Annotated in this window: 21 protein-coding genes, 1 tRNA gene and 1 pseudogene; 10 read left to right on the top strand and 13 right to left on the bottom strand. The window is 63.1% G+C overall.

Annotation, left to right across the window (positions count from 1 at the left end; genetic code table 11):
- Positions 1 to 112 precede the first annotated feature (112 nt).
- A complete protein-coding gene (locus NKJ72_RS03355) occupies positions 113 to 2,071 on the top strand; it encodes an acetoacetate--CoA ligase (RefSeq protein WP_352475844.1) in 1,959 nt (652 codons plus the stop codon).
- A gap of 281 nt (positions 2,072 to 2,352) precedes the next feature.
- On the opposite strand, the gene NKJ72_RS03350 is transcribed toward NKJ72_RS03355, so the two are convergent.
- Positions 2,353 to 6,102: a PAS domain S-box protein gene (locus NKJ72_RS03350; protein ID WP_352475843.1), complete on the bottom strand. Its 3,750-nt coding sequence runs from the start codon at positions 6,100 to 6,102 to the stop codon at positions 2,353 to 2,355.
- A 252-nt stretch (positions 6,103 to 6,354) separates the two neighbouring features.
- On the opposite strand from NKJ72_RS03350, the gene NKJ72_RS03345 reads away from it, so the two are divergent.
- A complete protein-coding gene (locus NKJ72_RS03345) occupies positions 6,355 to 6,813 on the top strand; it encodes a phasin (RefSeq protein ID WP_254819298.1) in 459 nt (152 codons plus the stop codon).
- 339 nt (positions 6,814 to 7,152) lie between these two features.
- A tRNA-His gene (locus NKJ72_RS03340) sits at positions 7,153 to 7,229 on the top strand.
- Positions 7,230 to 7,292: 63 nt separating this feature from the next.
- On the opposite strand, the gene NKJ72_RS03335 is transcribed toward NKJ72_RS03340, so the two are convergent.
- The gene (locus NKJ72_RS03335; protein ID WP_352475842.1) at positions 7,293 to 8,201 is read right to left on the bottom strand and encodes a LysR family transcriptional regulator; all 909 of its coding nucleotides are present in this window, start codon (positions 8,199 to 8,201) and stop codon (positions 7,293 to 7,295) included.
- Positions 8,202 to 8,337: 136 nt separating this feature from the next.
- Here NKJ72_RS03335 and NKJ72_RS03330 point away from each other — a divergent pair, with 136 nt between their 5' ends.
- The 4 genes and pseudogenes from NKJ72_RS03330 (at position 8,338) to NKJ72_RS03315 (ending at position 11,014) form a co-directional block, all read left to right on the top strand.
- Positions 8,338 to 9,090 (top strand): SDR family NAD(P)-dependent oxidoreductase, encoded by a 753-nt coding sequence (locus NKJ72_RS03330; RefSeq protein ID WP_352475841.1) that lies wholly within the window; start codon positions 8,338 to 8,340, stop codon positions 9,088 to 9,090.
- Between the two features lie 86 nt (positions 9,091 to 9,176).
- Positions 9,177 to 9,905 (top strand): SDR family oxidoreductase, encoded by a 729-nt coding sequence (locus NKJ72_RS03325; protein ID WP_352475840.1) that lies wholly within the window; start codon positions 9,177 to 9,179, stop codon positions 9,903 to 9,905.
- A pseudogene (locus tag NKJ72_RS03320) lies at positions 9,905 to 10,249 on the top strand (Atu4866 domain-containing protein). The gene NKJ72_RS03325 and the pseudogene NKJ72_RS03320 overlap by 1 nt, the downstream one beginning before the upstream one ends.
- A gap of 510 nt (positions 10,250 to 10,759) precedes the next feature.
- The gene (locus NKJ72_RS03315) at positions 10,760 to 11,014 is read left to right on the top strand and encodes a hypothetical protein (protein ID WP_352475839.1); all 255 of its coding nucleotides are present in this window, start codon (positions 10,760 to 10,762) and stop codon (positions 11,012 to 11,014) included.
- 113 nt (positions 11,015 to 11,127) lie between these two features.
- On the opposite strand, the gene NKJ72_RS03310 is transcribed toward NKJ72_RS03315, so the two are convergent.
- The 4 genes from NKJ72_RS03310 to NKJ72_RS03295 all read right to left on the bottom strand — a co-directional run bounded on the left by NKJ72_RS03310 (position 11,128) and on the right by NKJ72_RS03295 (position 15,511).
- On the bottom strand, positions 11,128 to 11,610 hold the full coding sequence (locus tag NKJ72_RS03310) for an ankyrin repeat domain-containing protein (RefSeq protein WP_352475838.1): 483 nt from the start codon (positions 11,608 to 11,610) through the stop codon (positions 11,128 to 11,130).
- A 78-nt stretch (positions 11,611 to 11,688) separates the two neighbouring features.
- Positions 11,689 to 12,888, bottom strand: coding sequence for a DmpA family aminopeptidase (locus NKJ72_RS03305; protein ID WP_352475837.1), 1,200 nt, complete (start codon positions 12,886 to 12,888; stop codon positions 11,689 to 11,691).
- Positions 12,889 to 12,918: 30 nt separating this feature from the next.
- Positions 12,919 to 14,484, bottom strand: coding sequence for an exodeoxyribonuclease VII large subunit (gene xseA, locus NKJ72_RS03300; protein WP_352475836.1), 1,566 nt, complete (start codon positions 14,482 to 14,484; stop codon positions 12,919 to 12,921).
- 70 nt (positions 14,485 to 14,554) lie between these two features.
- Positions 14,555 to 15,511: a LysR substrate-binding domain-containing protein gene (locus tag NKJ72_RS03295; RefSeq protein ID WP_023680469.1), complete on the bottom strand. Its 957-nt coding sequence runs from the start codon at positions 15,509 to 15,511 to the stop codon at positions 14,555 to 14,557.
- 178 nt (positions 15,512 to 15,689) lie between these two features.
- Here NKJ72_RS03295 and NKJ72_RS03290 point away from each other — a divergent pair, with 178 nt between their 5' ends.
- Positions 15,690 to 15,980 (top strand): DUF1127 domain-containing protein, encoded by a 291-nt coding sequence (locus tag NKJ72_RS03290; protein ID WP_352475835.1) that lies wholly within the window; start codon positions 15,690 to 15,692, stop codon positions 15,978 to 15,980.
- Positions 15,981 to 16,155: 175 nt separating this feature from the next.
- Here NKJ72_RS03290 and NKJ72_RS03285 read toward each other — a convergent pair whose 3' ends face one another.
- The 4 genes from NKJ72_RS03285 to NKJ72_RS03270 all read right to left on the bottom strand — a co-directional run bounded on the left by NKJ72_RS03285 (position 16,156) and on the right by NKJ72_RS03270 (position 20,226).
- The gene (locus NKJ72_RS03285; RefSeq protein ID WP_352475834.1) at positions 16,156 to 17,136 is read right to left on the bottom strand and encodes a DUF937 domain-containing protein; all 981 of its coding nucleotides are present in this window, start codon (positions 17,134 to 17,136) and stop codon (positions 16,156 to 16,158) included.
- A gap of 102 nt (positions 17,137 to 17,238) precedes the next feature.
- Positions 17,239 to 18,612, bottom strand: coding sequence for a glutamate--cysteine ligase (locus NKJ72_RS03280; protein ID WP_352475833.1), 1,374 nt, complete (start codon positions 18,610 to 18,612; stop codon positions 17,239 to 17,241).
- Between the two features lie 185 nt (positions 18,613 to 18,797).
- Positions 18,798 to 19,532 carry a 16S rRNA (uracil(1498)-N(3))-methyltransferase gene (locus tag NKJ72_RS03275; RefSeq protein WP_352476072.1) on the bottom strand — a complete coding sequence of 245 codons (735 nt, stop codon included), beginning with the start codon at positions 19,530 to 19,532 and terminating at the stop codon, positions 18,798 to 18,800.
- A 31-nt stretch (positions 19,533 to 19,563) separates the two neighbouring features.
- Positions 19,564 to 20,226 carry a hypothetical protein gene (locus NKJ72_RS03270; protein ID WP_352475832.1) on the bottom strand — a complete coding sequence of 221 codons (663 nt, stop codon included), beginning with the start codon at positions 20,224 to 20,226 and terminating at the stop codon, positions 19,564 to 19,566.
- A gap of 74 nt (positions 20,227 to 20,300) precedes the next feature.
- On the opposite strand from NKJ72_RS03270, the gene NKJ72_RS03265 reads away from it, so the two are divergent.
- Both NKJ72_RS03265 and NKJ72_RS03260 read left to right on the top strand, forming a co-directional pair.
- Positions 20,301 to 20,999, top strand: a complete 699-nt coding sequence (locus NKJ72_RS03265; RefSeq protein WP_352475831.1) for a type 1 glutamine amidotransferase — start codon at positions 20,301 to 20,303, stop codon at positions 20,997 to 20,999.
- A gap of 297 nt (positions 21,000 to 21,296) precedes the next feature.
- A complete protein-coding gene (locus NKJ72_RS03260; protein ID WP_280952144.1) occupies positions 21,297 to 21,428 on the top strand; it encodes a hypothetical protein in 132 nt (43 codons plus the stop codon).
- Between the two features lie 28 nt (positions 21,429 to 21,456).
- Here NKJ72_RS03260 and NKJ72_RS03255 read toward each other — a convergent pair whose 3' ends face one another.
- The 3 genes from NKJ72_RS03255 to NKJ72_RS03245 are packed head-to-tail and all read right to left on the bottom strand — an operon-like array spanning position 21,457 to position 24,261.
- Positions 21,457 to 22,227, bottom strand: a complete 771-nt coding sequence (locus NKJ72_RS03255; RefSeq protein ID WP_352476071.1) for a metallophosphoesterase family protein — start codon at positions 22,225 to 22,227, stop codon at positions 21,457 to 21,459.
- A gap of 38 nt (positions 22,228 to 22,265) precedes the next feature.
- Complete coding sequence (locus NKJ72_RS03250; RefSeq protein ID WP_352475830.1) at positions 22,266 to 23,402, bottom strand: alpha-hydroxy acid oxidase; 1,137 nt, start codon at positions 23,400 to 23,402, stop codon at positions 22,266 to 22,268.
- A 55-nt stretch (positions 23,403 to 23,457) separates the two neighbouring features.
- The gene (locus NKJ72_RS03245) at positions 23,458 to 24,261 is read right to left on the bottom strand and encodes a FadR/GntR family transcriptional regulator (RefSeq protein ID WP_352475829.1); all 804 of its coding nucleotides are present in this window, start codon (positions 24,259 to 24,261) and stop codon (positions 23,458 to 23,460) included.
- Between the last annotated feature and the right edge of the window lie 140 nt (positions 24,262 to 24,401).

Genomic DNA, 24,401 nt, shown 5'->3' with positions numbered 1-24,401 from the left:
TTTATGGCCCGGCGATGGCATTTGCGCACACCCTGACCGGCGCGGTCCAACAAAATCTTGCTCTGCTGCATCGCGATATTGCATAAGCGATGCAGCCTGCGGAGGAACAATGATGGCTGACGACGCACCGCTCTGGATCCCGACGCAAGAGCACATCGACGCGGCGCCGATGACCGCCTTCATGAACGCCGCGGCGAGCATGGCCGGCGAGTCTTTCTCCTCCTATGCCGACCTGCATCGCTGGTCGATCGATGACCGCGAGACCTTCTGGAGCTTGGTCTGGGACTTTTGTGGCATCGTCGGCGACAAGGGCGAACGCGTGCTGATCGATGGCGACAAGATGCCCGGCGCGACCTTCTTCGCTGATGCGAAGCTGAACTTCGCCGAGAATCTCCTCAAGAAAACCGGGCTTGGCGACGCAATCGTTTTTCGCGGCGAGGACAAGGTCGAGCGGCGGCTGTCCTGGAACGAGCTGCATGCGCTGACCTCGCGCCTGCAGCAGCTTTTCCTGTCGCTCAAGGTGAAGAAGGGCGACCGCATCGCCGCGATGATGCCCAACATGCCGGAGACCGTTGCTGCGATGCTGGCGGCCGCCTCGATCGGCGCCGTCTGGTCGTCCTGCTCCCCAGATTTTGGTGAGCAGGGCGTTCTCGACCGGTTCGGCCAGATCGAGCCGGTCATATTCATCGCGCCGGACGGCTACTGGTACAATGGCAAGGCGATCGAAGTCGCCGACAAGGTCGCGGCGGTGGCGGGCAAGCTCGCCACCGTCCGCAAGGTCCTCATTGTCGACTATCTCGGCACCTCGCTCGACGTCGCGGCGACCATCGGCAAGGCGGCCGCGCTCGAAGAGGCGCTGTCACCCTTTGCCGCCAGGTCTGTCAGCTGCGAGAGGCTGCCGTTTTCGCATCCACTGTACATCCTGTTTTCGTCCGGCACGACCGGCATCCCCAAATGCATTGTCCATTCGGCCGGCGGAACGCTGATCCAGCACGTCAAGGAAGAACGGCTGCACGCCGGCCTGCTCGACGGCGACCGCTTCTTCTACTTCACCACCTGCGGCTGGATGATGTGGAACTGGCTGGTGTCCGGCTTGGCGTCGGGTGCCACCTTGCTGCTCTACGACGGCTCGCCCTTCTACCCGGACGGCAATACGCTGTTCGACTTCGCCGATGCTGAGAAGATGACGTATTTCGGCACCTCGGCCAAATTCATAGATTCCGTGCGCAAGGCTGGCCTCAAGCCGGCCCGCACGCATGATCTTTCCAGCGTGCGCACCATCTCCTCGACCGGCTCGCCGCTATCGCCGGAAGATTTCCGCTTCGTCTACGAAGGCATCAAGAAGGACGTGCATCTGGCTTCGATTTCCGGCGGCACCGATATCGTCTCCTGCTTCGTGCTCGGCGTGCCGATCGAACCGGTATGGACCGGCGAGATCCAGGGGCCCGGGCTCGGTCTTGCCGTCGATGTCTGGGACGATGACGGCCGGCCGCTCCGCCAGGAGAAGGGCGAGCTCGTCTGCACCAAGGCGTTTCCGGCGATGCCGCTCGGCTTCTGGAACGACCCTGACGGCAGGAAATACCGAGCCGCCTATTTCGAACGGTTCGACAATGTCTGGTGCCACGGCGATTTCGCCGAATGGACCGCCCATGGCGGCCTGATCATCCATGGCCGTTCCGACGCCACGCTCAATCCGGGCGGTGTCAGGATCGGCACGGCGGAGATCTACAATCAGGTCGAGCAGATGCCGGAAATCCTCGAAGCACTATGCATCGGCCAGGATTTCGAGAATGATGTTCGCGTCGTGCTGTTCGTGCGGCTGGCGGCAGGCGTCGATCTCGATGCCGAGCTGGAAAAACGCATCCGCGCGAAAATCCGCATCGGGGCGAGCCCGCGCCACGTGCCGGCCAAGATCGTCGCCGTCAGCGATATTCCGCGCACCAAATCGGGCAAGATCACCGAGCTCGCGGTACGCGACATGGTGCATGGCCGCGCCATCAAGAACAAGGAAGCGCTCGCCAATCCCGAAGCGCTCGAGCTGTTCCGCAACCTGCCGCAGCTTGCCGACTGACCCGGGATCCAAGGCGGGAGCCGTTTTGAGGTCTCAGGTATCGTTAACAAATTATCTCTTCGGAATTTACCTAGATTTCATGAGTGGTACACATTGGTAAATTTTCCGGCGTGCCGGTAAGGATTTGTTAAGGCCCGGCATCGATAGTCGTGCGTAACTTGAGGGAGAAATCCCGTTCCTCTTAGCCCCGAGAGGATCTGATTCGCTCAAGCCCCGTTGTGACAGCAATCCTATCATTCAAGGCGTCCTGTTGGACGCCTTTTTTCTTTGCGCAACCATAGCTAACCGGCGAGCACACGGGTCGAGGGAAAGGCGACTTCGACCAGGGTTCCCTCGCCGGGCGTCGAGTTGATGGTGAACCGGGCCCGGTTCGCTTCGACCATCGCCTTGGTCAGCGGCAGCCCAAGACCGGTGCCGTCGCCGCGGCCGCGCTTCAGCGCATTGATCTGCTTGAACGGCTTCAGCGCCTGCTCGATCTCGGACGGGCTCATGCCGATGCCGGTATCGCGCACGCGCATGACGACATCGCCGGAGAGTTCGTAGGCCGTCGACACGATAACCTGGCCGCCGGCCTGCGTGTAGCGGACGGCGTTCGACAGGATGTTGAGCGCGATCTGCCGAACGCTGCGCAGATCGGCCACCACTTCCGGCAGTCGTGAGGCGAAGCTGGAGCGGATGATGACGCGTTCCCGGTTGGCTTGCGGCTGCATCATCGCCACGGTTTCGGCCAGCGTGTCGTTAAGCGACACCGCCTCATAGGCCATCTCCTGCTGGCCGGCCTCGATTTTCGAAATATCGAGCAGGTCGTTGACCAGATCGAGCACGTGGTTGCCCGAACGGTTGATGTCGCGCAGATAGTCGCGATAGCGGTCATTGGCCACCGGTCCGAATTTCTCGTCGACCATCAGCTCGGAAAAGCCGATGATGGCGTTGAGCGGCGTGCGGATCTCGTGGCTGATGCGGGCCAGAAAATCGGTCTTCTGCGACGAGGCGCGTTCGGCGACCGCGCGCGCCTGGGTCAGGTCCTCTTCGGCCCGCTTCCACTGGGTGATGTCGCGCACCACTGCGCAGAAGCCGCTGTCGTTGGGCAGCCTGCCGATGGTCATGAACAGCGGAATGAAGCGCCCCTGCGCCTCGCGTCCGATCACCTCGCGGCCATCGTTCATCACGCTTGCAACGCCGGGCTCCGACAAACCCTCGAGATAGTCACGCGCCGCGCGCTGGCTTTCGATCGCAAACAGCGAGACGAACGGCTTGCCGGTCACCTCGTCGCTGTCGAAGCCGAACAGCGCTTCCGCCGGACGGCTAATTGAACGGATCGTTCCGTTACGGCCGATCAGCACAACGCCGTCGGTGGCGGTGTCGATGATGGTGCGCATTTCGGCAATGCGCGCCTTGAGCTCGGAAACATCCGGCTGCGTTTGGTCGTCGGCAGCGCCATGCGGAATGGCTGCTGCTTCGTCGTCGCCGGAACGGCGTACGACCAGCATCAGTGCCTTGCCGTTTGCCCAGGGGACGGAACGCAAAATTGCGTCGATCGGAAACTCCTGACCGTCGCGCGTCTTCAGCCGCAATGCGCGGTCGCCGCCCTCCGAACTGCCGTCGTCGGCATAAGGGTCGGCAAACAGCGCGCCGAGCCCGCCCGCCTCGTCCAGGGCGTTGAGCGTCGCATAGCCGGTCAAGCCGAGGAATTCGTCGTTCGCGTAGTGCAGTTGATCGCCGGAATGGATAAGCAACGGCACCGGCAGCTTGCCGAGGATCGAGGTATCCGGCCCCTTGTTGTCCGCTCCGGCAAACGCCGACGGCACGAAGCCGCCGAGTTTGAGCGGTGGTGCCTGCGGCCGCTCGACGGGCGGCACCTGGCCGGCAGCGTCGGCTGCGCTGTCCTCGGACCAATCCTCGCTGTCCTCGGCGTCACGGAAATCTTCGGCCGTCATGCTATCATCGTCGCCATCCCGCGGCGCTTCGGCGACGATCGTTCGACCGTCCGTGCTGGGCTCGTCGCCTTCCTGCGCTTCATCGCTGGGTTCGCGGTTGGCATAGTCGAGCAGAGATCCGGAAACAGGGCGTGTGACGGGTTCGCCGGCTTGCGCCTCTGCTACCGCCTCATCCGGCTGCTCGCTGTCGAGCCGGGCGAGGTCCTTCTGGTCCTCGGCATCGGCCTCGGGTGGTTCGGCGGCAGCCGCCCCGCTTTCCGGACCTGGTTCCGGCATCTCACCCTTGTCCGTCGGGCCGGCTCCTTTCAGCTTTGGCTCGTCGGCATTGGCGGCTGCCTCGACTTTCTCAACCGGCTTCTGCTTTCCGGCGCTGGGCTGTTCTTCGGCCGGGGTGCTGTCCTTCTTGAGACGCTCGCCAATCTCGCGAAACGCGCTGCGTTCCAGCGTCGACAGGCCCTTGTCGTTGGCCGGCTGCCGGTGCTCGGCCAGCCGGATCACCTTGTCGGCAAAGCGCCGCTCGGGCTTTGGCACGATGGTCAACGCCGGCACTTCGCCCCTGAACGGATCGGCGGGTTTCGGTGTCGCCGGGGCAGGTTCGACGGCTTCCGGCCCAACGCTCGCGGCGGGCTTCTCCTCGGCGACAAGCGCCATGCCGACGGCATCCGGATCGACCACCGCATCGCCGCTCCTGGCGACGCCGAAGCCGCGAAAACCTTCGAAAACCCGGCTGCGGCTGTAAACCGGGAGCGCCGCCAGATCGACGGGTATCTTCAGATCGGTGCCGGCGACCGGCCACAGCACGGAGCGGCCGGACCAGGTGTCGCGCCGTTCGAGCAGGCCGGCAATCTCGCCAGAAGCATCGAGGCCATAGGCGGCCGAAACATCCTCGAAGCGGCGGCCGATCACGTCGGCGGCAGGCCTGCCGACAAGCTCGGCAAATTCCGGCGACAGGGCGCTGAACCGGCCCTCCGCGTCGGTACGCCAGACGAAACGCATGGGCGCGGCGGTGCGATCGATCGCCGAAGCGCGGCGTTCGGCCGGGGAGGCGGCTTTGGTGGCTTTTTTTGCGGCGCTTTCCGGCGAAGTATCCGCGCCGGCCTCCGAAGCGTCCGGGCTGGTCTCGGCTTTGCCGGACGCAGCTGCCCCGGGCGGGACCTGCGCGTCGTCGCCGGCATTGAAGTACCAATGATCATGCTGCGTCGGCGTTTCGCCAACCGTGTGTTGATTGTCAGCCGCGTCGACAGCTTCGTGCTCCGCCGATGCTGAGGTGCCTTCCATCGCTGCAAGGTTGATCTCCGCCGCGCCCATCCTGGCGATTGGCGGCTCGTTGTCTTGGCCCGTCGGCTGGGGAAGATCGCCACCGCTCGGTGCCGCTGCTGCTTCGCTGCCGGTTTCCCCCCCGGCGCGCTCGCCATCAGGGGCCCCGCCGTCGAGCCGGTCCTCGTCGATCACCACCAGCAGATGCCGCTCGTCCGTCAGCCGGGCAAGGCCCGCCGGATAGGAGCTGGATCCACCCGGGACCAGGCGCTTGACGATGCGGTCGCTCTCGTTCGCCACGTCGGCGACAAGCGCGGCCAGCGTCTCAGGCCGGATGCCGAGTGCCGAAAAGCCGTCCGATGCGGCGTCGATATTGCCCTTGGCGTCGACAAAGGCGATGTAGTGGCCGTCTTCCGTAAAACCACCGATGGCGCGATCGGCGATCTCGGCCGCACTGCGCGAGCCGGTCTGCGCCGCCGGCAGCGCCAGCATGATTGCTTCCTCTCCATCGGGCATGGTCACTGCGCTGGCCAGGAAGCCGACCGCGCGGCTGGTCAGGCCGGTCGCCAGCCGAACCGTGATGGCACGGTCGCGGCCGATCTGCGGAAAACCGCTGGTTGCCATGATCTGGCGCCTGGCGATCAGCGGCAAACCTGCCGAGGCGCCGATGATCGCGCCGATGTCGGGATAGCCGAATACCGCTGCGCCGGGGCCGTTGGCCCAGATCACCTGCTCGAGATCTGCCGACAGAATAGCGATCGCGTCGCCTGCGGCGAAGCGCAGGCGGACCGCGTCGAGCACGGCGACATCGAGGAAGGAGTAGTTTTCAGCCGGCATGCGTTTGGCGACCCTCACAGAGCGGGCAATTTGCGGTTAACGCTTTGTTAATAAAAGCCGACGGCGCGAAGGTCCACAAGTCATAGCGTGCAACCAATGGAATCTCTAGGCGCGTGGTTAACGCCACGAACAAATATTATATGGTGCGATGCAACAAACATGTTGCAATGCACAAAAATTGCCTTTATATTGCCATGATACATGAACGAGACGGCTTTTCGTCAAAGCCGCTGCCGCTGAAAAGGATGGAAAATGTCCAGGACCAAGACCGCTGAAACGATCGAAAACGTTGAATTCCCGAGCTTCGACGCTTCCAAGGCCACTGACCAGATCCGCGCCTTCGCCGAAAAGGGCGTCGAGCAGTCGAAAGAGGCCTATGCCAAGCTGAAGACCGGCGCCGAGGAGACCCAGAAGGCTCTGGAGTCGACCTACGAGACCGCCAAGTCCGTTTCCAGCGACCTGTCGCTCAAGACCATCGCCGCCCTGCGCGCCAATGCCGAAGCCGGCTTCTCGCATTTCGAAGCGCTGATCGGCGCCAAGTCGCTGTCGGAAGTCGTCGAGTTGCAGACCGCTTTCCTGCGCAAGCGCGTCGAAATGACCGTCGAGCAGGCCAAGGACTTCCAGGCGGTTGCTGCCAAGGCGGCCGAGGACGTATCCAAGCCGATCAAGACCGCCTTCGAGAAGGCCGTGAAAGAAATCAAGATCGCCTAGTATTTGCACATAGTCTAACGATGCATCAAAAGGTCGCATTTCGTCAGACAAATAGATGTGCGATATAGTGGTTTAAGTGAATACCCGGCGGGTGGAACCTCCTCCCTCTGCTCACCGGGGTAACCAGCCAGCACCTCCTCCCGCTGGCTCGTAACAGGAAAAGGCCGGCACCTCCTCCCGCCGGCCTTTTCTTTGTCCGGCGGAAAACGACGCGATGCCGGAGCGAGCTTTTGCCTTGCCAAAAGCCTTGAATTAAACTCCGATAGCCCGTATGGACGCATCGCCGAACGACAGAGCGGGTCCCGAACGTTTCATCTCGATCCCGCTCTGGCAAAACGTGCCGTTGTAGCTCAGATGGTTAGAGCGCCGGATTGTGGATCCGGAGGTCGCTGGTTCGATCCCAGCCAACGGTACCATCACCTTTCAGCCACACTTCTGACCGGCAAAATACTGCTAAAGCGGTCTTATGACCGGTTGCCTCACCCACGGTCCCGCGCCTGACGCGCGCCGCGCAGGTGGTCCACGAGGGCTCTCAGCTTCGGCGCGACATTCCGTCGGCTGGGGAAATAGAGATAGAAACCCGCAAACGGCGGGAAATAGCCGTCGAGGATTGGTACAAGCTCGCCGCGGTCAATCCAGGGGCGGAATGTATCCGCCATGCCGAACGTGATCCCAGCGCCTGCAACCGCCAGCCGGATCATCAGCCACATGTCGTTGGTCGTGATCTCGGGCGCAACCGCCACGTCGAATTCGCGCCCGTCCTCGCCAAACTCCCACCGATAGGGCGAAACTCCCGGCGCCGGCCGCCAGCCGATACAGCGATGAGCCACAAGCTCGCGCGGATGGGCGGGTGCTCCGAACTTTTCGAGATAGCGCGGAGCGCAGACGGCCATCTGCCGCTGATCGCCCGATACCGGCACGGCGATCATGTCCTGCTCGATCACTTCGCCGAGCCTGACCCCGGCATCATAGCCTTCGGCCACGATGTCGAACTCCTCGTCTGTCACCACGATGTCCAGATGCACCTCGGGAAACGTTTCGGTGAAGGACGCCAGCAACGGTCCTGACAGGAAGGCCTCTGCGATCGACGAAACCGCGATCCGCAGCAGGCCGCGCGGGCGGTCCAGAAACTCCGTAGTGGCTTCGACTGCCGCGTTCACGTCGGCGATCGCCGGTGCGACGCTCGCCAGCAGGCGCTCGCCCGCTTCGGTCAGGTTTACGCTGCGTGTCGTGCGCTGCAGCAATGCGATGCCAAGGCGCTGTTCAAGCCTGAGGATGCTCTGGCTGACCGCTGAGCGCGTCACGCCCAACCGGTCCGCCGCAGCGCGAAAATTGCGTTCCTCGGCCACCGTGACGAAGACGGCAATTGCATTGAGATCGATGTCCATTGGTTAGCAAGACTTATCTTAGAGGTTAACAATGGGCGGCTTATCGCGACAATGCCATGGCTCTATCTCTGTCGCAACGGCAAGAAGGCTTGATCCTCCCGACCCAAGCCGAAGCCGACCGACAAGGAGATATTCCATGACATCACTCCCTTCCTCCTGGGACCTGGATGGAAAAGTCGCCCTCGTGACCGGCGCGGCACGCGGCATCGGTCGCTGCACGGCGGAGCTGCTGCGTGCGCGGGGTGCCCGGATCGTGGCAAGCGATCTCAGCGACACCGTACGCGAATTGGAAGCCGAGGACGTGGCAACCCTGGTCGGCGACGTCGCCGACGAGGATCTGGCCCGACGCTCGGTCGAGCTCGCAGCGAAGCGCTTCGGACGCCTTGACATCGTCGTGAACAATGCCGGTCGCACGCTCAACAAACGTCTGACGGAGACCTCGGTCGACGACTACGACCGCATTCTGCAGATCAACGCGCGCGGCAGCTTCGTCACCGCCCGTGCCGCTGTGGAACTGATGGCCGCCGGTGGTGGCGGCGCGATCGTCAATGTCTCATCAATCTCGGCCGTCGCGGCCTTCGAGACGCAGGCGGCCTATGCCTCCTCCAAGGCGGCTGTCGCACAGCTGACCAAGGTAATCGCGATCGAATATGGGCGTATGGGCATTCGCTGCAACGCCGTTGCCCCTGGCGTGATCGAAACCGACATCATGGAAGGTGTGGTGGAGAATGGCCGGGAGATGCTGCGCAGCTTCGGCAATGCGCATCCGATCGGCCGGATCGGCCAGCCGCAAGAAGTTGCCGAGGCCATCGCCTTTCTTGCCTCGCCGGCATCCAGCTTCATCACCGGGGCGTTGCTTCTGGTCGATGGCGGCTACACCGCCCAGTGATCCCCTATAAAGCCGGCGCGCCGCGGGAGCTCATCCGCACGCCATCCCTTCACATCGTGAAATAAAAACCAAAAGGATCATCTACGATGACCATGAACAAAGTTGTTCTGATCACCGGTGCCTCCAGCGGCATCGGTGCTGGCATCGCCCGCGAACTTGGCGCGGCAGGTGCAAAGCTGATGCTCGGCGCGCGGCGCACCGACCGCCTTGAAGCGCTTGCGGCAGAAATCGAGGCGGCTGGTGGAACGGTTCGCGTGCGAGCGCTCGACGTCACCAGGAGGGCGGACGTCGCAGCATTCGCCGATGCCGCCCGGGCCGAATGGGGCCAGGTAGATGTCATCGTCAACAATGCGGGCATCATGCCGCTGTCGGCCATGTCAGCCATGAAGGTCGACGAGTGGGAGCTGATGGTGGACGTCAACATCAAGGGTGTTCTGTACGGCATCGCGGCGGTGCTGCCTGAGATGACGGCACGTGGCTCCGGGCATATTATCAATATCGGTTCCATTGGCGCACTGGCCGTCTCGCCCATGGCTGCCGTCTATTGCGCAACGAAATACGCTGTCCGCGCGATTTCCGATGGGCTCCGCCAGGAGAGTGACGATATCCGGGTAACCTGCATTCATCCCGGCGTGGTGGAAAGCGAGCTGGCGAACACGATCTCCGACGAAGCCGCTGCCGCCGCCATGAAAACCTGGCGTGCTATTGCCCTGCAACCCGATGCCATCGCCAAGGCAGTGCGCTACGCAATCGAACAGCCCGACGATGTCGACGTCAACGAGATCGTCGTGCGTCCGACGAAGGCGGCGCATTGATGCCATCCACTTTGAGCGCAGTGCTTACGGGGATTGCCCTTGCTGTAGCTCCAACCGGCCTGACCCTTCCTTCAACTCCAATCCTTGCAGAGGAACCAATGACGCAGCAAGATCATCCTTACGTCGGACTTTGGGTCACCGAGGATCGCCATATCAGGCACGAACTCCTGCCGAACGGCCGTTATGACGAAGCGCGCGGTGACCGCGAGAGCGCCTACCGGGGACGCTAGGAAGTGCGGGGCAACCACATAGAATACTGGGACGATACGGGCTTCACCGCGGATGGTGAGTTCGTCGAAGGCGTCCTCCATCATGCCGGCATGATCCTTTACCGCCAGCGATAGAGAGCCACCCTGAGACAAGCACTTCAGGGTTCCACAAGACGCTATTGCATGCCTTGCATGAGGCGCTCGGCAGCTTGCACTGCAAGGCCGGTCACACCACATCTCTCCCAGCAAGCGCGGCGGAAAGAAGCAGGACCGGGAGCGGAGTCGACATTGCAAATGGTTGTCACTATATAGCGGCGGCTTTGACGGCTCGCCTTTTACGTCGTGCCAGCGAGAGCGCGGTAAATGTGCTAGCTATTGTGACATCTATTGTGATCTAAAACGGCTTGAAAACCGAAAAAAAGCAAATAGAAACAATAGCGCGGGTCGAACGAGTTTCCTCGAGAGAATCAGTCCTCAAGAACTAGAACGTGCTCCTTGAACCCTCCATTCCCTTCGGCTCTGTGGACCTCGGACAAGTTCGGCTTGCCGGGCGAAGCCGACTCGGCTCGAATGGCAGCACGCATCTTTTCGAAGATGCCGACGTTTATGATTACCAATCGGCATAGCCGCTAGGGAAACAGCAGTATGAGTGAACACGCGATCGAGTTCTTGCGCGGGTGGATTGGCGAAAAAGTCCACTGCCAGCCCTCGCCAGCCAGAATCGAGAAGCAGGCCGAGACCCTCGCCAGGGAATGCGCGGCCAAGGCTGCCGAAGCCGGCATACCCCTGGAGGATATTCAGGAAGAGGTCGGCGACATTCAGGAACTCATTGCTTCGAGGCTCGAAGAGGCGGCCGAGGCCGAGCAGGACGAAAAGAATTCGAACAAGCCCGCCGAGTAATATGCTTAGGAACAGTATGCGACAGTGGCTTGTCGAGATCGAAGTTCCTGGCGCCAACTATTTGAAGCACAGCATACACCATTAATTGCTTGCTGGGTGAAGCTAGCGGATTTTCAGCCCAGGAACGCGTTAATGTCGTAATTTCCAATGGTCTTTGCGAGGTCTTGCGGCGAACAGCCAAGCTTGTTTTTCAGTGTCTTATCTGAGCCAGCTGAGAGAAGGAGCTTGATCAACTCGCCACGGCCCCGTGATTCAAACACGGCACGCCACAGCGGCGTGTTTCCATGAATGTCTTGGGAAGAAACATCTGCGCCGCCCTTGACTAGAAGTTCCGCCACCTCGAGCCGATATTCGCGAGCAGCAAAGTGCAGCGGTGTTTCCAGATTCTTGTCCTGCACATTCACCTTCGCTCCACGCTCGATCAGTGCAGCGACGATTGCGGTCTCGCCATCTTTTGACGCATAAAACAACGGCGTCCGGCCTTCGCGATCTAACGCATCGACATCTTTCCCCTCTGAGATGGCCTGGATGACTTCAGCCGAGCTATGTCTCATCACCGCCTTGTGCACGGGTGCGGGACCATCTGGGTTGCTCATACTATGGCTCCGATTGGGCGATGAGTCTTCCAATTGATATTTTTTGGGGTCGTTTATTCGTCGTTGAGCTGCTTTGGGTTAATCCTTCGCGGCTTCCAGGGCCATTCCGTGCCGAAGACGGCGAAGACCGCGAAAGCTTAACCAAGATCGATCTGCAGTGTGATGCGCCCCGAATCTACCTTCGAGCCACCCTTTCGGCAACGCCGGTACGAAATTGCCGTCGCGCCCGCTCATGTCTTCATTGGCGACCAAAGCATTGAGGATTGCTTCCTCCACGCTCTGAATGACGGCGTCGACGAACGGGTTGATGTCGGCATCCGGTATGTAACCGGCGCTGGCCAATCTGCCGGCCGCGCCGCGCGCCGCATCGGCATTGGCCGTGCTGAACGCCAGAAAAATATCGCCGGACGAATTGTATCCATAGCCGCCGGTCAGCGCGACGCCGAGGGGCACGCGTTTCGCCAGCCGTTTCAACTGGTGCGGCATGAATGGCGCATCGGTGGCGACGATCGCGATAATCGAGCTCTTTTCGGCTCGCGGCGTGTTGTCCCGGATCGCCGGTTCGGCGAGTTCCGCTCCGGCCCTGATGCCACGGATGACGAGGTTTCGCCTTGCACCGAAATTCGACTGGACGAAGCAGCCGATCGTGAAACGCTCTCCGTTCCAGTCGACGCTGCGCGAGGATGTGCCGGACCCTGCTTTGAAGCCGAAGGTGATCATGCCTGTGCCGCCGCCGACGCTGCCCTCGTCGATCGGCCCGCTTTCAGCCGTGTCGAGCGCGGAAAACACGTGCTCGAAGCTCAGATGATGGCCGTTGATATCGTTGAGAAAGCCATCATAAGTCTCGCCCGCCACCGGCAGCGCCCAGGCGCTGTCGAGCGCGTGCGGCAGCACCGTCTGCATCCAGCGCAACGTTGCGTCGCGGCTGACGCCGCAGGAATGCGTGTTGGTGATGGTGATGGGAAGATTGAACGCTCCGAGCTCCTCTATCAGAGGCGAGCCGGTCAGTTCGCCATTGCCATTGGCGCTGAACACACCGGCGAACGCCGGGACGGCCAACTCGTCTCTGGGCCTTGGCAGGATCGCGGTCACGCCGGTGCGTACCGGACCCTTGCCGACAACGAGCGGCCCGTCCCCTGAGATCAGCGTCGTATAGCCGACCGTCACGCCGGGCACATCGGTGATGGCATTGAAGCGGCCTGGGGTGCCTTCGAATGGGATATCGACGGCGCGTGCACGCAGTTTGCCCGAGGGCGTCGTAAGATGCGGATCGGTCATTTCTTCCTCAGAAAAGCGCCTTGGTCTTCCTCAGAAAAGCGAGCCTTGGCCGCCCGGCGCCTTGAGCTTGGCTGCCGACTTGGCAATCGCCTTCGGCCGCGCCGTGCCACTGATGGCGACGGCATCGGCGGTGCCGTCGGCGAACTCCAGCGAAAGCGCCATTCCCGACACGACCTCCGCCGAACGCTTGACCACCGCGCCGTCCGCATCCTTGACCAGTGCGAAGCCTCGCGCCAGCACGGCCTTGTGCGACAGCGTCGCCAGCAATCGATCGGCCTGCGTCAGTTTTCCACGCAGACGGTCCAGCCGCCGCGAAATCGCCTGGTCCTGCCGCCATGCCAGTGCCAGCAGGGCATCGCCTCGCAGTTTCTGCCGTCTGGCGATCGGCGCCGATGACAGTCTGGCGGCCGTGCGCGAAAACCGTGCCCGACGCTCGCGCACGATGGCGAAGAACGCCGCTTGCGCTCGGGCGAGGTCGCGGCGGGTCAGTGTGCGGGCTTCGTTCATGCGCCGCGACAAGGTCGCCGGTGTCAGACGCTGGCCCAGAAGCCTGGCCCGCTTGCGCTCGACGCTGACCGACAGCGCCCGGCCGAGCCGGCTCGTCGCCTCGTCGAAGCGCCGCCGGGGCAGCGCCAGCAACTGGTCGGGCGAGGGCAGCGCCCGGGCGGCTGCGCGCGCCGCCTGCCGCTTGCGTTCGAAATTGCGCGACAGTGCGGTCTTCAACCGCGCGCCAAGGCCGGCAAGCGTCGCTTCGAGGTCGACTTTGACCGGCACGGCGATCTCGGCGGCGCCTGTCGGCGTCGGCGCCCGCACATCCGCTGCCAGATCGATCAGCGTCCAGTCGGTCTCGTGGCCGACGGCCGAAATCACGGGAATGCCCGAAGCGGCGACGGCCCGGGCGAGCGCTTCGTCGTTGAAGCCCCACAGATCCTCCAGGCTGCCGCCGCCGCGCGCCACGATCAACAGGTCGGGCCGCGCGATGGCGCCGTCCCATGGCAGTGCGTTGAAGCCGTTGACGGCAGCGGTCACTTCCACACCAGCCGTCTCGCCCTGCACCCGCACCGGCCAGACGAGCACGTGCAGCGGAAAGCGGTCCTTGATGCGGTGGATGATGTCGCGGATGACGGCGCCTGTTGGCGAGGTGACCACGCCAATGACGCGCGGCATGAACGGCAGACGCCGCTTGCGGGCCGCGTCGAACAGCCCTTCGGCCTGCAGCCGGCGCTTGCGCTCGTCCAGCAGCGCCATCAGCGCACCGGCACCGGCCGGCTCGAGATTGTCGATGACGATCTGGTAGTTGGATTTTCCGGGATAGGTGGTGAGCCTGCCGGTGGCGATCACCTCCATGCCTTCCTCGGGACGGAATTTCAGCCGGCTCATCGTGGTCTTCCACACCACGGCATCGAGCCGCGCGCGATCGTCTTTCAGGCAGAAATAGGCATGGCCGGACGAATGCGGTCCGCGATAGCCGGAAATCTCGCCGCGCACCCGTACATTGCCGAAGACGTCCTCGACCGTGCGCTTCAGCGCGCCGGAAATCTCGCTCACCGTATACTCGGTGGCGTTGGTGCGTGATTCGGATGTTGCGTCGCTCATTGGCCGATTGGGGAACGGTTGTTGGCCGCCGTCAAGGCGGCCGTGTTCGATGTCGGCCCCAATCGCGCGATCACCAGCCCGGCAGGATCTGGTTCGGCTTGGTCCGTTTCATCTTGGCGAAGGCGAGGGCGGCGAAATCGAACGTGCCGGTCTCCTCGCCGAGCGGCACGGAAATATTGTCGAGGCTTTCCGAAATGTGGCGCGCAAGCGCGTCGACGATCTCCGGCCGCGAGGTCTGGCCGCGCATGATGCCGATGCGGCAATCGGGCAGGGCGCCGAAACCGTCGGCCTCGCCCAGCACCCGCATGCCGGGCCGCAGCGCGCATTCCGGCAGCACCGAGATCGCCAGGCCGGAAAGCACCGCCGCAGCGATGACGGTGGCAGAGAAGCTGGTGAACAGGATGCGATAGTCGCGGCTCTGCTGGTCGAGCACGTCGGCGGCGGCCCGCCGCCAGATGCAGTTCGGCCGGCCGAAGGCCATCGGCAGGATCGGCTGCTCATGCGTCGCGTGGTTGGCCGAGGTAACCCACAGCAGCGGTTCGCGCCGCACCACTTCCGACTGGCCGCGCGCGTCATTGTGCGTCACCAGCGCCAGGTCGAGATTGCCGCGCTTGATGTGTTCGACCAGTCCCGGCGTCGGTTCGCAGATAACGGTCAGTTCGACATGCGGGTTGGAGCGGGCAAACCGCGCCATGATCTCTGGCAGGAAGCGATCGGCATAGTCATCCGGCGTGCCGATGCGGATGGTGCCTTCGAGCCGGCGGTCGTCGAAGGCGGCCAGTGTTTCCTTGTTGAGATAGAGCAGCCGCCTTGCGTAGGAGAGCAGTCTATCGCCTTCCTCGGTCAGCCTGTTGGTGCGGCCGTCTTTTTCGAACAGCGGCTTGCCGATCCGTTCCTCCAGCCGCCGCATCTGCATCGACACCGCCGACTGGGTGCGATGCACCGCTTCCGCCGCGCGGGTAAAGCTGCCGGTGTCGACAATCGAGATGAAGGTCTGCAACTGATCGAGATCGAGCGGCGCTTTCATTGGCCTAATCCATCATTGATGCTGATGCTAAAGATTAGAAACATTCGTTGGATTAATCAATCGGGCCATGGCAAATTCCGATTGTCCACATGAACGCATGTGAATCGAAGCCGGAACGGCCGCTGTTGCCAGCGCCCGATCGATCGGTTTCGCCCGTTCGAATGTGAAGGAGACCGACATGGCTACGTTTGATTTCGCTACCGAGACCTCGCGCATCACCTCGCGTCCGGCCGTTGCGACGCGCGTGGCCAATGCCGCTGCCAATGTTTACCGCGCCTGGAAAAACCGCCGCGCCTTTTATCGCCTCGGCGAGATGTCGGATGCCGAGCTCGCCGACATCGGCCTGACCCGCGCCGACCTGCACGTCGCTGTCGGTGTACCTTTTGGCCGAGATCCGACAGAAAGGCTTCGCGTCATCGCCATCGAGCGCGCCGAAACGATCGAGGATCTTGCCCGCAAGGTGGTGTGATCGCACAAATTCGCGATTTTGGTCGCATTGAACCTCTTGAGGCACGACGCCACCAAGTTACGCAGGCTCCCCACTCCCTGCCGGATCCCCCCGGCCAGCCTGCGCGCTGCCCGGTCCTCCCAGGACCGGGCTTTCTTTTTTGGGCGGCACTGATGATTGCTTGCCGGTGTCTGGTCTAGCGCCGGCCCATGCCTTGCTTGAACTGGTCGAAGATCGACTCCATGCCTTTCTGGTAGTCGTCGCGCTGCTGGGCGCCTGTCTCGAACATTTTGCCGAACAGGTCGTCGAACGGATTTCTCGGCCTGCCGCTCGGATTGGCCTGCGGCTGCGGCGCCTGGGGTTGCTGCGGCGCCTGACGCGGCTGAGACTGTTGTGCGCCACCACCGAACATGTCCTGCAGTACTTTGCCGAGCGGATTGTCACCATAAGGGTTCTGTGTCTGCTGGGGTTGGTTTTGCGGCTGCTGTGGCTGTGGTGCACCGCCTCCGAACATATCCTGCAGCACCTTGCCGAGCGGATTGTCACCATAAGGGTTCTGTGTCTGCTGCGGCTGGCTTTGGGGCTGCTGCCCGCCGAACATATCCTGCAGCACCTTGCCGAGCGGGTTATCCGTGGGGGCCGCAGGCTGAGGGGCCGGTGCCTGGCTGCCGCCGCCCGCCTGCCGCATCATCTGCTCGATGAGTTCGCCGAGCGGATTGCCGCCACTGCCTGCCGCATGCATCTGTCCGCCTAGCCGGTTGGTGGTCTGCTTGAACAGCCCGCCCATCATCATCGAGGCGATTGCCGGCAGCATCTGCTGCAACACCTGCTGGCTGACGCCGCTCGCCTGCGCGGCCTGGCTGGCGACTGCGCGCGACAGGTCCTTCGAGCCAAACAAATGGCCGAGAATGCCGTTGCCTTCATCGAGGCCCTGCGGCGAGAAGGCCCGGCTTGCATCGTCGAAATATTTGGCGTGCTGACCGCTGGCCATCGCCGTCATGAAGGAGCCGAGCCCATAAGGGTCCGCCATGTTGCGCTTGAGCCCCTGCGAAAAGGCCGGCAGCAGCGCCGCGACCGCCGCCTGCGTCTGCTGCTGCGACAGCCCGAACTGCTGGGCCAGCGCCTGCATGCCGTTGCCGTTCTGGGCCTGTGCCAGAATATCGAACAAGGAAGGCATTGTTTTCTCCTCCGCGAAAATCCTCGTTGGAGAAGCCTAGTTCGTTTCCATCACTGATTGAAGCGAATTTGCCGGACCGTGGCTCATGCGGACAGGGAAGCGTTAATACGCGTATTCCATGAATACCGGCTCGATCGAGCCGCCCCAGCGTGTGTGGTAGGCGGAGAGCATCTCCTCGGCGCTGGTCGTGCCGCGCGCGACGACCTCGTCCAGCGTGTTGAGGAACGAGGTCTCGTCGTAGCCGTCGCGGTTCTTGCGGCCACGGTTCTTCAGTCCCATGCGCGAGATGACGAGCACGTCGCGGGCGATCTCGCGCAACGTCGTGTTGCGGAAGGGCGCCGAAATGCCATGTTGCGGCACCGCGTTGCGCATTGCCAGCACTTCGTCATAGCTCCAGCTCGAGGTCAGCGCCTCGGCCGCGTCGAGCGCGGCCGCGTCGTAGAGCAGCCCGACCCAGAAGGCCGGCAGCGCGCAGATGCGCCGCCACGGCCCGCCATCGGCGCCGCGCATTTCGAGAAAGCGCTTCAGCCGCACGTCCGGGAACAGCGTCGACAGATGGTTCGCCCAGTCGCCCATCGTCGGCAGCCCGTCCGGCAGTTCGTCACGGGCAGCGCCCGCCATGAACTGGCGGAAGGTGATGTGCGTCATGTCATGGTACTGGCCGTCGCGGATGACGAAATACATCGGCACGTCGAGCGCCCATTCGACATAATCGGCAAAGCCGAAATCGGGCGAGAAGCAGAATTCGAGCAGGCCGGAGCGCTGATTGTCGGTGTCGCGCCAGATCTCGCCGCGCCAGCTCTGCAAGCCGTTCGGCCGGCTTTCGGTGAAGGGCGAGTTGGCAAACAGCGCCGTCGACAGTGGCTGCAATTTCAGCGACACCTGCATCTTGCGGCGCATGTCGGCTTCGCTCTCGAAGTCGAGGTTCACCTGGATCGTGCAGGTCCGGTACATCATGTCGAGGCCCTTGGTGCCGACCTTGGGCATGTAGCGGGTCATGATCTCGTAGCGCGATTTCGGCATTTTCGGCGTCTCGGCCAGCGACCATTTCGGGCTGCCGCCAAGGCCGAGAAAACGAATGCCCATCGGTTCGGCGATCTCGCGCACCTGCGCCAGATGCGCATTGCCTTCGCGGCAGGTCTGGTGGATCGTCTCCAGCGGCGCGCCGGACAGCTCGAACTGGCCGCCTGGTTCCAGCGAGATCGCGCCCTGACCGGTCGGCTCGACCAGTCCGATGATGCGGCCGGCATCCATGATCGGGTCCCAGCCGAGTTTGTCCTGCATGCCTTCGAGGATGGCGCGGATGCCGCGCTCGCCGCCATAGGGCACCGGGGCATTGCCGTCGACATAGAACGGGAATTTCTCGTGCTCGGTGCCGATGCGCCATTTGTCGCGCGGCTTGTTGCCTTCGGCCAGGTGCTCGACGAGTTCGTCGACGCCTTCGATCGGCCGGAAATCGGTGGTATCGCGCGCCATAATAGCCCTCCGCACATGACCCCGAAAACCGGCTTCGATTTTCTGAAGGGATCAGGTGCCCAATCAAATGCTACAGCGTCCTTTGCGTGTCCGAAAGGACACGCGGCCACTGCCGGCGCTAGATGGACGAAATGTCAGTAGCCGATCAAGCGAAAAATCCTGAGCCAGAGGATAACGGGAATTGATCACCAATCGCCGATTGTCGCCTGGATCAGCGCCAGTGCCGCCACCGCCGCCGTATCCGCTCGCAGGATGCGCGGCCCGAGCGGAATGGCGGTAACGAAGGGCAGCGCTCTCAGCATCCTGCGTTCCTCGTCGGAAAAGCCGCCCTCAGGCCCGACCAGCAGACCGAGCTTTCTCTCCCGCACCGCCTGCAATGCCGGCAGGGGATTGTTGGTCGATGCATCCTCGTCGCAGAAGATCAGCCGCCGCTCGCGGTCCCAGCCCGCCAGCAGGCGCTCGAATTTTTCGGCTTCGCGCAGCTCCGGCACCGCCAATATGCCGCATTGCTCGGCCGCCTCGACGACATTGGCGCGCAGGCGCTCGATGCCGGGTTTTGCCACTTGCGTATGCTGGGTGATGACCGGCTGCAGGATGCCGGCGCCCATCTCCACCGCCTTTTGCACGAGGTAGTCGAGCCGCCCTTGCTTCAGCGGCGCGAAGCAATAGACGAGATCGGGCAGCGGCGGCTGCGAGCGCTGCAGCCTCATCACCTTCAGGCGTAACGCCTTCTTCGACTTCGCGGCGATCGCCGCCGACCACTCGCCGTCGCGCCCGTTGAAGACCAGAACCTCGGCGCCTTCGCCGAGCCGCAGCACATGCGAGAGATAATGGCTCTGCTGCTGGCCGACGTCGAACTCGATATCCAGTCCAAGTTCGTCCGGCACGAATAGCCGCTGCATCTTGTAATTGGCGCGCATCGCCGAGGAATGGGCGAGGCCGTCGCCGGCGTCAAGCCTCCGCGCTGGCGTGCCAGACAGGTCTGTAGCCACGCTTCAGCACGGAAACAGTTGTCGCCGGCGTGAGCATGCCGATTGGACCGTGGGTAAAATCGCCGAATCCCACCGGATCGCCATAGCCGCCGAAACTCCAGGGCAGCGCGGCGCCGTCAAACAGGGCGTACGCCCTGTCTCCTGACGAGATCATCGTGCCGTCCGGCAAGTCCGCAAGCGCCTCCGGTTTCAGTCGCGGCGCCCGCCCGCCCGATGCCAGGCGCTCCTTGTGCAGGCGCTTGTCGAGCTGCGGCGCGCGTGGCTCGGCAATGTCGAAGGCATCGCCGAAGCGCTGGACAAAATCCCTGGCCCGCTCGCGCCGGCAGAAGAAGCAGGGCCGGTGCCCGGCGGCAAGTGCCGTGACCTCGTCGAGGAAAAACAGCTCGGTCCAGCCGGCCTTGCCGCCTAATTGGTCGTTGCTTTGCCGGTTGCGCCCCATCGGCTGGCGCCGCACGTCGCCGTATTCGCAGACACAGATGATCCAGGCTTGCAGCGCCCAGCGCTTCTTCAACAGCGTTCTCGTCTCGGGGTCGTGAATGATGCCGCGATTGCCCATGAACAGGCCGCGCTCCGGCACGGCATGGATGGCGCCGAACGGGTCGACCCGGTTTTGCAGTGGCATAGGCGTTCCCTGTTGGCTGCAATGCTGACGCCATGATATCGCTCGCTGCATCAATTTCATGTCAGCAGGTTTCGATGCGGGTCTTGGTCGTCCAGAATTTCGACAATGAGGGCCTTGGCCAGATCGGCGCGGCGCTTGTCGAGGCGGGCGCCGATATCGACCTGCGCCGGCCGTATCGCGGCGACGCGCTGCCCCAAGATAGCGGCTGGCATGACGCCATGGTGGTGCTCGGCGGCGCCCAGAATGCGCTCGACGACGAGCTCTGCCCGTATTTCCCGGGCCTGCTCGATCTGACGCGCAACTTTGCCGACAGGGATCGCGCGGTGCTCGGCATCTGCCTTGGCAGCCAGTTGGTCGCGCGCGCCTTTGGCGGCGAGAACCAGATAGGCGGTGCCTCGGAGTTCGGCTGGCACGAGGTCGCGCTCACCGCGGCGGCGCAGGCCGATCCGGTGCTCGCCGCCTTGCCCGAAAAATTCCCGATCTTCCAATGGCACGACGACACCTTTGTCTTGCCCGAGACCGCCGTGCGGTTGGCCGGCAATGCCGTCGCCGAGAACCAGGCGTTCCGCATCGGCCGCGCCATCTACGGCTTCCAGTTCCATTTCGAGGCCGACAGTCCGATGGTGCGCGACTGGAGCACCTCCTTCGCACCGCTGATCGCCGAGCGGCATCCTGAATGGGCGGGACGGCTCGACGATGAAATGGCCCGCAACGGACCGCAAGCCGATGCCGCCGGCCTGGCCATCGCCCGCGCCTGGGTGGCGACCATCTGACGGCTCATACAGCCAACGTATTTTGGCGACGTTGCATATTTGGCACGCGGCGGCAAATCCGCCGGGGATAACGCGTTTCATCCTTGGCCTGTGTCAGTCCGCCAGCCTAAAAGGCGCCCGCTCTGCATCTTGCGTGCAACCGCGATGAACCTTTCCTGTGACCCGCGCGACACACCGCCGATACAGAACATGCCTAGAAGCGCGAAACCGTCAGACATTTGCGACGTATTTCGCGTTTCAACGCATTGGTAACCCGCTCGTGCATAGATGCAGAAAGCTCAACAAGAGATGACGTCCGTGAAAGCAGCCTTTTTGTCCTTTGCCATGTTGTCGGCCATCGTCTTGTGCGGCCTCGGCATTTATTCCGCCGACGCGGCCAACAACCACAATGCCGTCGACGGCTACGGCGTCACCGCCGCGCTTCGCTAGACCCTCTGCACATAACCTCACGCCTTACCTACGCCCGCTCACCCGTCACCGTCAGGATCCGTTTCTCCGCGCCGTCCACGACGAGCGCGGTGAGGTTTCCTGAGTGCCAGGCGAGGGTGTCGACATTGACGCGGTTGCCGGTGATCTCGGGTTTGGCCACCGGCGTATGGCCGTGCACCACGATCTTGGGATGAAGGCCGGTGTGGTCGTGGAAGACCTCGCGGATCCAGATCAGGTCCTGCGGGCTCTGGCTTTCCAGCGCAATGCCGGGCCGGATGCCGGCATGACAGAAGAAGAAGTCGCCGAATGTCACTGAAAAGGCCAGCGAGCGCAGGAACTCGACATGGTTCTGCGGCACCGCCTCGACCAGCGCGGCGTGCCCTTGCCGCAATGCCGCATCGGCGCGGCCAAACCAGGCGCTGCTGCCACCGAGCGACACTCCATAGGATAGCGCCGTCTGGATGCCGCCATAGCGCATGAACAGGCCGTCCGGGTCGGGGACATCGAGAAAATCGAGGAAGCCGAGATCATGATTTCCGGCCAGCATCAGGTGACGCGGATCGCGTTTTTGCGCGTCGATCAGGAAATCGATGACGCCTTTGGAGTCCGGACCCCGGTCGACATAGTCGCCGAGATGGATCACGCGCCAATCGGCAGTGGGCTTCCTCTCCAGCTCGCCCTCGATCCGGCGGTGCATGGCGGTCAGCAGGTCAAGCCGACCGTGCACATCGCCGATCGCATAGAGGCGCATACCTTCCGGTCCGCGCGCTTCGAAAAAATTGATGCCGGGCTCCGTCAATGCCTGCGTCGCCTCCGTGGTCATGCCGTCACGGGACTTTAGCGCCGGAGCTGATCCTTGCCCATGTCGGTGACCAGACGCTTTCCGCACAGTGCCAGCGTTATGTCCATCTCCTTGCGGATGATTTCCAGCGCCTTGGTAACCCCTTCCTTGCCGAGTGCGCCGAGGCCGTACAGGAAAGGCCGTCCGATATAGGTGCCCTTGGCGCCGAGGCACAATGCTTTGAGCACGTCCTGGCCGGAACGGATGCCGCCGTCCATATGCACCTCGATCGTGTCACCGACGGCGTCGGCGATCTCTTCCAGCGCCATGATCGATGACGAGGCGCCGTCCAGCTGGCGGCCGCCATGGTTGGATACGATGATCGCGTCGGCGCCCGTCCTGGCCGCCATCAGCGCATCTTCCTTGTCGAGTATGCCTTTTAGGATCAGCTTGCCGCCCCAGCGCTCCTTGATCCACGCGACGTCCTTCCACGACAGATGCGGATCGAACTGCTCCTTCGTCCACGACGACAGCGAGGCGAGGTCGCCGACGCCCTTGGCATGGCCGACGATGTTGCGGAAGCTCCGGCGCTTGGTGCCGGCCATGCCGACGCACCAGCGCGGCCTGGTCGCCATCTGCCAGAGGTGCTTCGGCGTCATTCGCGGCGGCGCCGAAAGCCCGTTGCGGATATCCTTGTGGCGCTGACCAAGGATCTGCAGGTCGAGCGTCAGCACCAGTGCCGAACATTTCGCCGCTTTTGCGCGGTCGATCAAATCGAAGACGAAGTCCTTGTCGCGCAGCACATAGAGCTGGAACCAGAACGGCTTCCTGGTCACCGACGCGACATCCTCGATCGAGCAGATGCTCATTGTCGACAGCGTGAACGGCACGCCGAACTCCTCCGCCGCCTGCGCCGCCAGCATCTCGCCGTCCGGGTGCTGCATGCCGGTCATGCCGGTCGGCGCCAGCGCCACCGGCATCGTCACTTTCTCGCCGATCATGGTCGATTCCAGCGAGCGGTTGTCCATGTCGACAAGCACGCGCTGGCGGAACTTGATCTTCTGGAAATCCTCTTCGTTGGCGCGGTAGGTGCTTTCGGTCCAGGCGCCGGAATCGGCGTAGTCGAAGAACATCTTCGGCACGCGGCGGCGCGCCAGGTCCTTGAGGTCGGCGATGGTGAGAATGCTGCTCATGGATCTTTTTCCGCTGGTTCTTCGCTGGTTCGTCGTTGGATTTTCTGGGCGGGGCCTACGGCTGTTTTCTTGCCGCCTCACCGTCACCGGGCTCGGAGCGTTGCCTGAGCCTCAGCCGCGACACGCGCTGCCAGTCGCCGCTTCGCTCGGCCTCGGCCATCGATCGTTCGACGTAGGAGATGTGGTCCATCGCCGCCTGCCGCGCCGCAGCCGGATCGCCGGCCTTGACCGCCGCATAGATTGCCCGGTGCTGCGAAAGCAGCGCCTCGCGCGCGCCCGGCACGTTGAACACCAGCCGCCGGTTCTGGAACACGCCTTCCGACAGCAGCCGATAACAGGAGCGCAGCGTGTGCAGCAGGATGATGTTGTGCGCGCATTCGCAGATCGCGTGATGGAACTCGATGTCGATTTCCGCCTCGTCGTCGAAATTGGCGGTCCGGTGCGCCTCGTCCATGCGCGCCATGATGCGGTCGAGCAGCGCCAGATCGTCCGATGTGGCACGCCGCGCCGCATATTCCGCAACCACCGCCTCGATCTCACGGCGGTACTCCAGATAGTCGGTCACCGCCTTGCGATGCATCGAGATCAGGTCGGTCACCGGCTTGGTGAACAGCTGGCCGATGACATCGGCGACATGGGTGCCGCCGCCTGGCCGTGTCGTCAACAGCCCGCGCCCTTCCAAGGCTTTCAAGGCATCGCGCAGGATCGGCCGCGACACCTCGAACTGGCGCGCCAGCTCGCGCTCACCCGGCAGCCGGTCGCCGGTGCGCAGTACGCCTTCGAGGATCAGGCTCTCGATCTGCTGCACCACCTCGTCGGCGGTGCGCGAATGCTCGATCCGGGAGAAAATGTCGCTCAAACGGGGTGCCTGGAGGTTGAACCGATGTGGCGCAAGATAAAGCCAGCGTCGCCAACTGGTCAAATTATTTATCCAATTCGCCGGGCCCGGGCCCGTTCACTGCCGCGGCTTCATATCAGCGTAAGCTAAACTGGCCGTTT

Origin of the sequence: Mesorhizobium sp. M0045 (assembly GCF_040323385.1) — a bacterium.
GTDB lineage: Bacteria > Pseudomonadota > Alphaproteobacteria > Rhizobiales > Rhizobiaceae > Mesorhizobium.
This window is presented reverse-complemented; position numbering and strand designations above follow the sequence as displayed.

Bases quoted from the DNA above. Each gene is read 5' to 3' on its own strand.
- NKJ72_RS03280 (WP_352475833.1), bottom strand. From the start codon at position 18,612: ATGGCGCGCGATACCACCGATTTCCGGCCGATCGAAGGCGTCGACGAA.
- NKJ72_RS03325 (WP_352475840.1), top strand. From the start codon at position 9,177: ATGACCATGAACAAAGTTGTTCTGATCACCGGTGCCTCCAGCGGCATC.
- NKJ72_RS03295 (WP_023680469.1), bottom strand. From the start codon at position 15,511: ATGAAAGCGCCGCTCGATCTCGATCAGTTGCAGACCTTCATCTCGATT.
- NKJ72_RS03270 (WP_352475832.1), bottom strand. From the start codon at position 20,226: ATGCCACTGCAAAACCGGGTCGACCCGTTCGGCGCCATCCATGCCGTG.
- NKJ72_RS03345 (WP_254819298.1), top strand. From the start codon at position 6,355: ATGTCCAGGACCAAGACCGCTGAAACGATCGAAAACGTTGAATTCCCG.
- NKJ72_RS03335 (WP_352475842.1), bottom strand. From the start codon at position 8,201: ATGGACATCGATCTCAATGCAATTGCCGTCTTCGTCACGGTGGCCGAG.
- NKJ72_RS03290 (WP_352475835.1), top strand. From the start codon at position 15,690: ATGGCTACGTTTGATTTCGCTACCGAGACCTCGCGCATCACCTCGCGT.
- xseA (WP_352475836.1), bottom strand. From the start codon at position 14,484: ATGAGCGACGCAACATCCGAATCACGCACCAACGCCACCGAGTATACG.
- NKJ72_RS03350 (WP_352475843.1), bottom strand. From the start codon at position 6,102: ATGCCGGCTGAAAACTACTCCTTCCTCGATGTCGCCGTGCTCGACGCG.
- NKJ72_RS03305 (WP_352475837.1), bottom strand. From the start codon at position 12,888: ATGACCGATCCGCATCTTACGACGCCCTCGGGCAAACTGCGTGCACGC.
- NKJ72_RS03250 (WP_352475830.1), bottom strand. From the start codon at position 23,402: ATGAGCAGCATTCTCACCATCGCCGACCTCAAGGACCTGGCGCGCCGC.
- NKJ72_RS03310 (WP_352475838.1), bottom strand. From the start codon at position 11,610: ATGAGCAACCCAGATGGTCCCGCACCCGTGCACAAGGCGGTGATGAGA.
- NKJ72_RS03275 (WP_352476072.1), bottom strand. From the start codon at position 19,532: ATGCGCGCCAATTACAAGATGCAGCGGCTATTCGTGCCGGACGAACTT.
- NKJ72_RS03330 (WP_352475841.1), top strand. From the start codon at position 8,338: ATGACATCACTCCCTTCCTCCTGGGACCTGGATGGAAAAGTCGCCCTC.
- NKJ72_RS03265 (WP_352475831.1), top strand. From the start codon at position 20,301: ATGCGGGTCTTGGTCGTCCAGAATTTCGACAATGAGGGCCTTGGCCAG.
- NKJ72_RS03315 (WP_352475839.1), top strand. From the start codon at position 10,760: ATGAGTGAACACGCGATCGAGTTCTTGCGCGGGTGGATTGGCGAAAAA.
- NKJ72_RS03285 (WP_352475834.1), bottom strand. From the start codon at position 17,136: ATGCCTTCCTTGTTCGATATTCTGGCACAGGCCCAGAACGGCAACGGC.
- NKJ72_RS03355 (WP_352475844.1), top strand. From the start codon at position 113: ATGGCTGACGACGCACCGCTCTGGATCCCGACGCAAGAGCACATCGAC.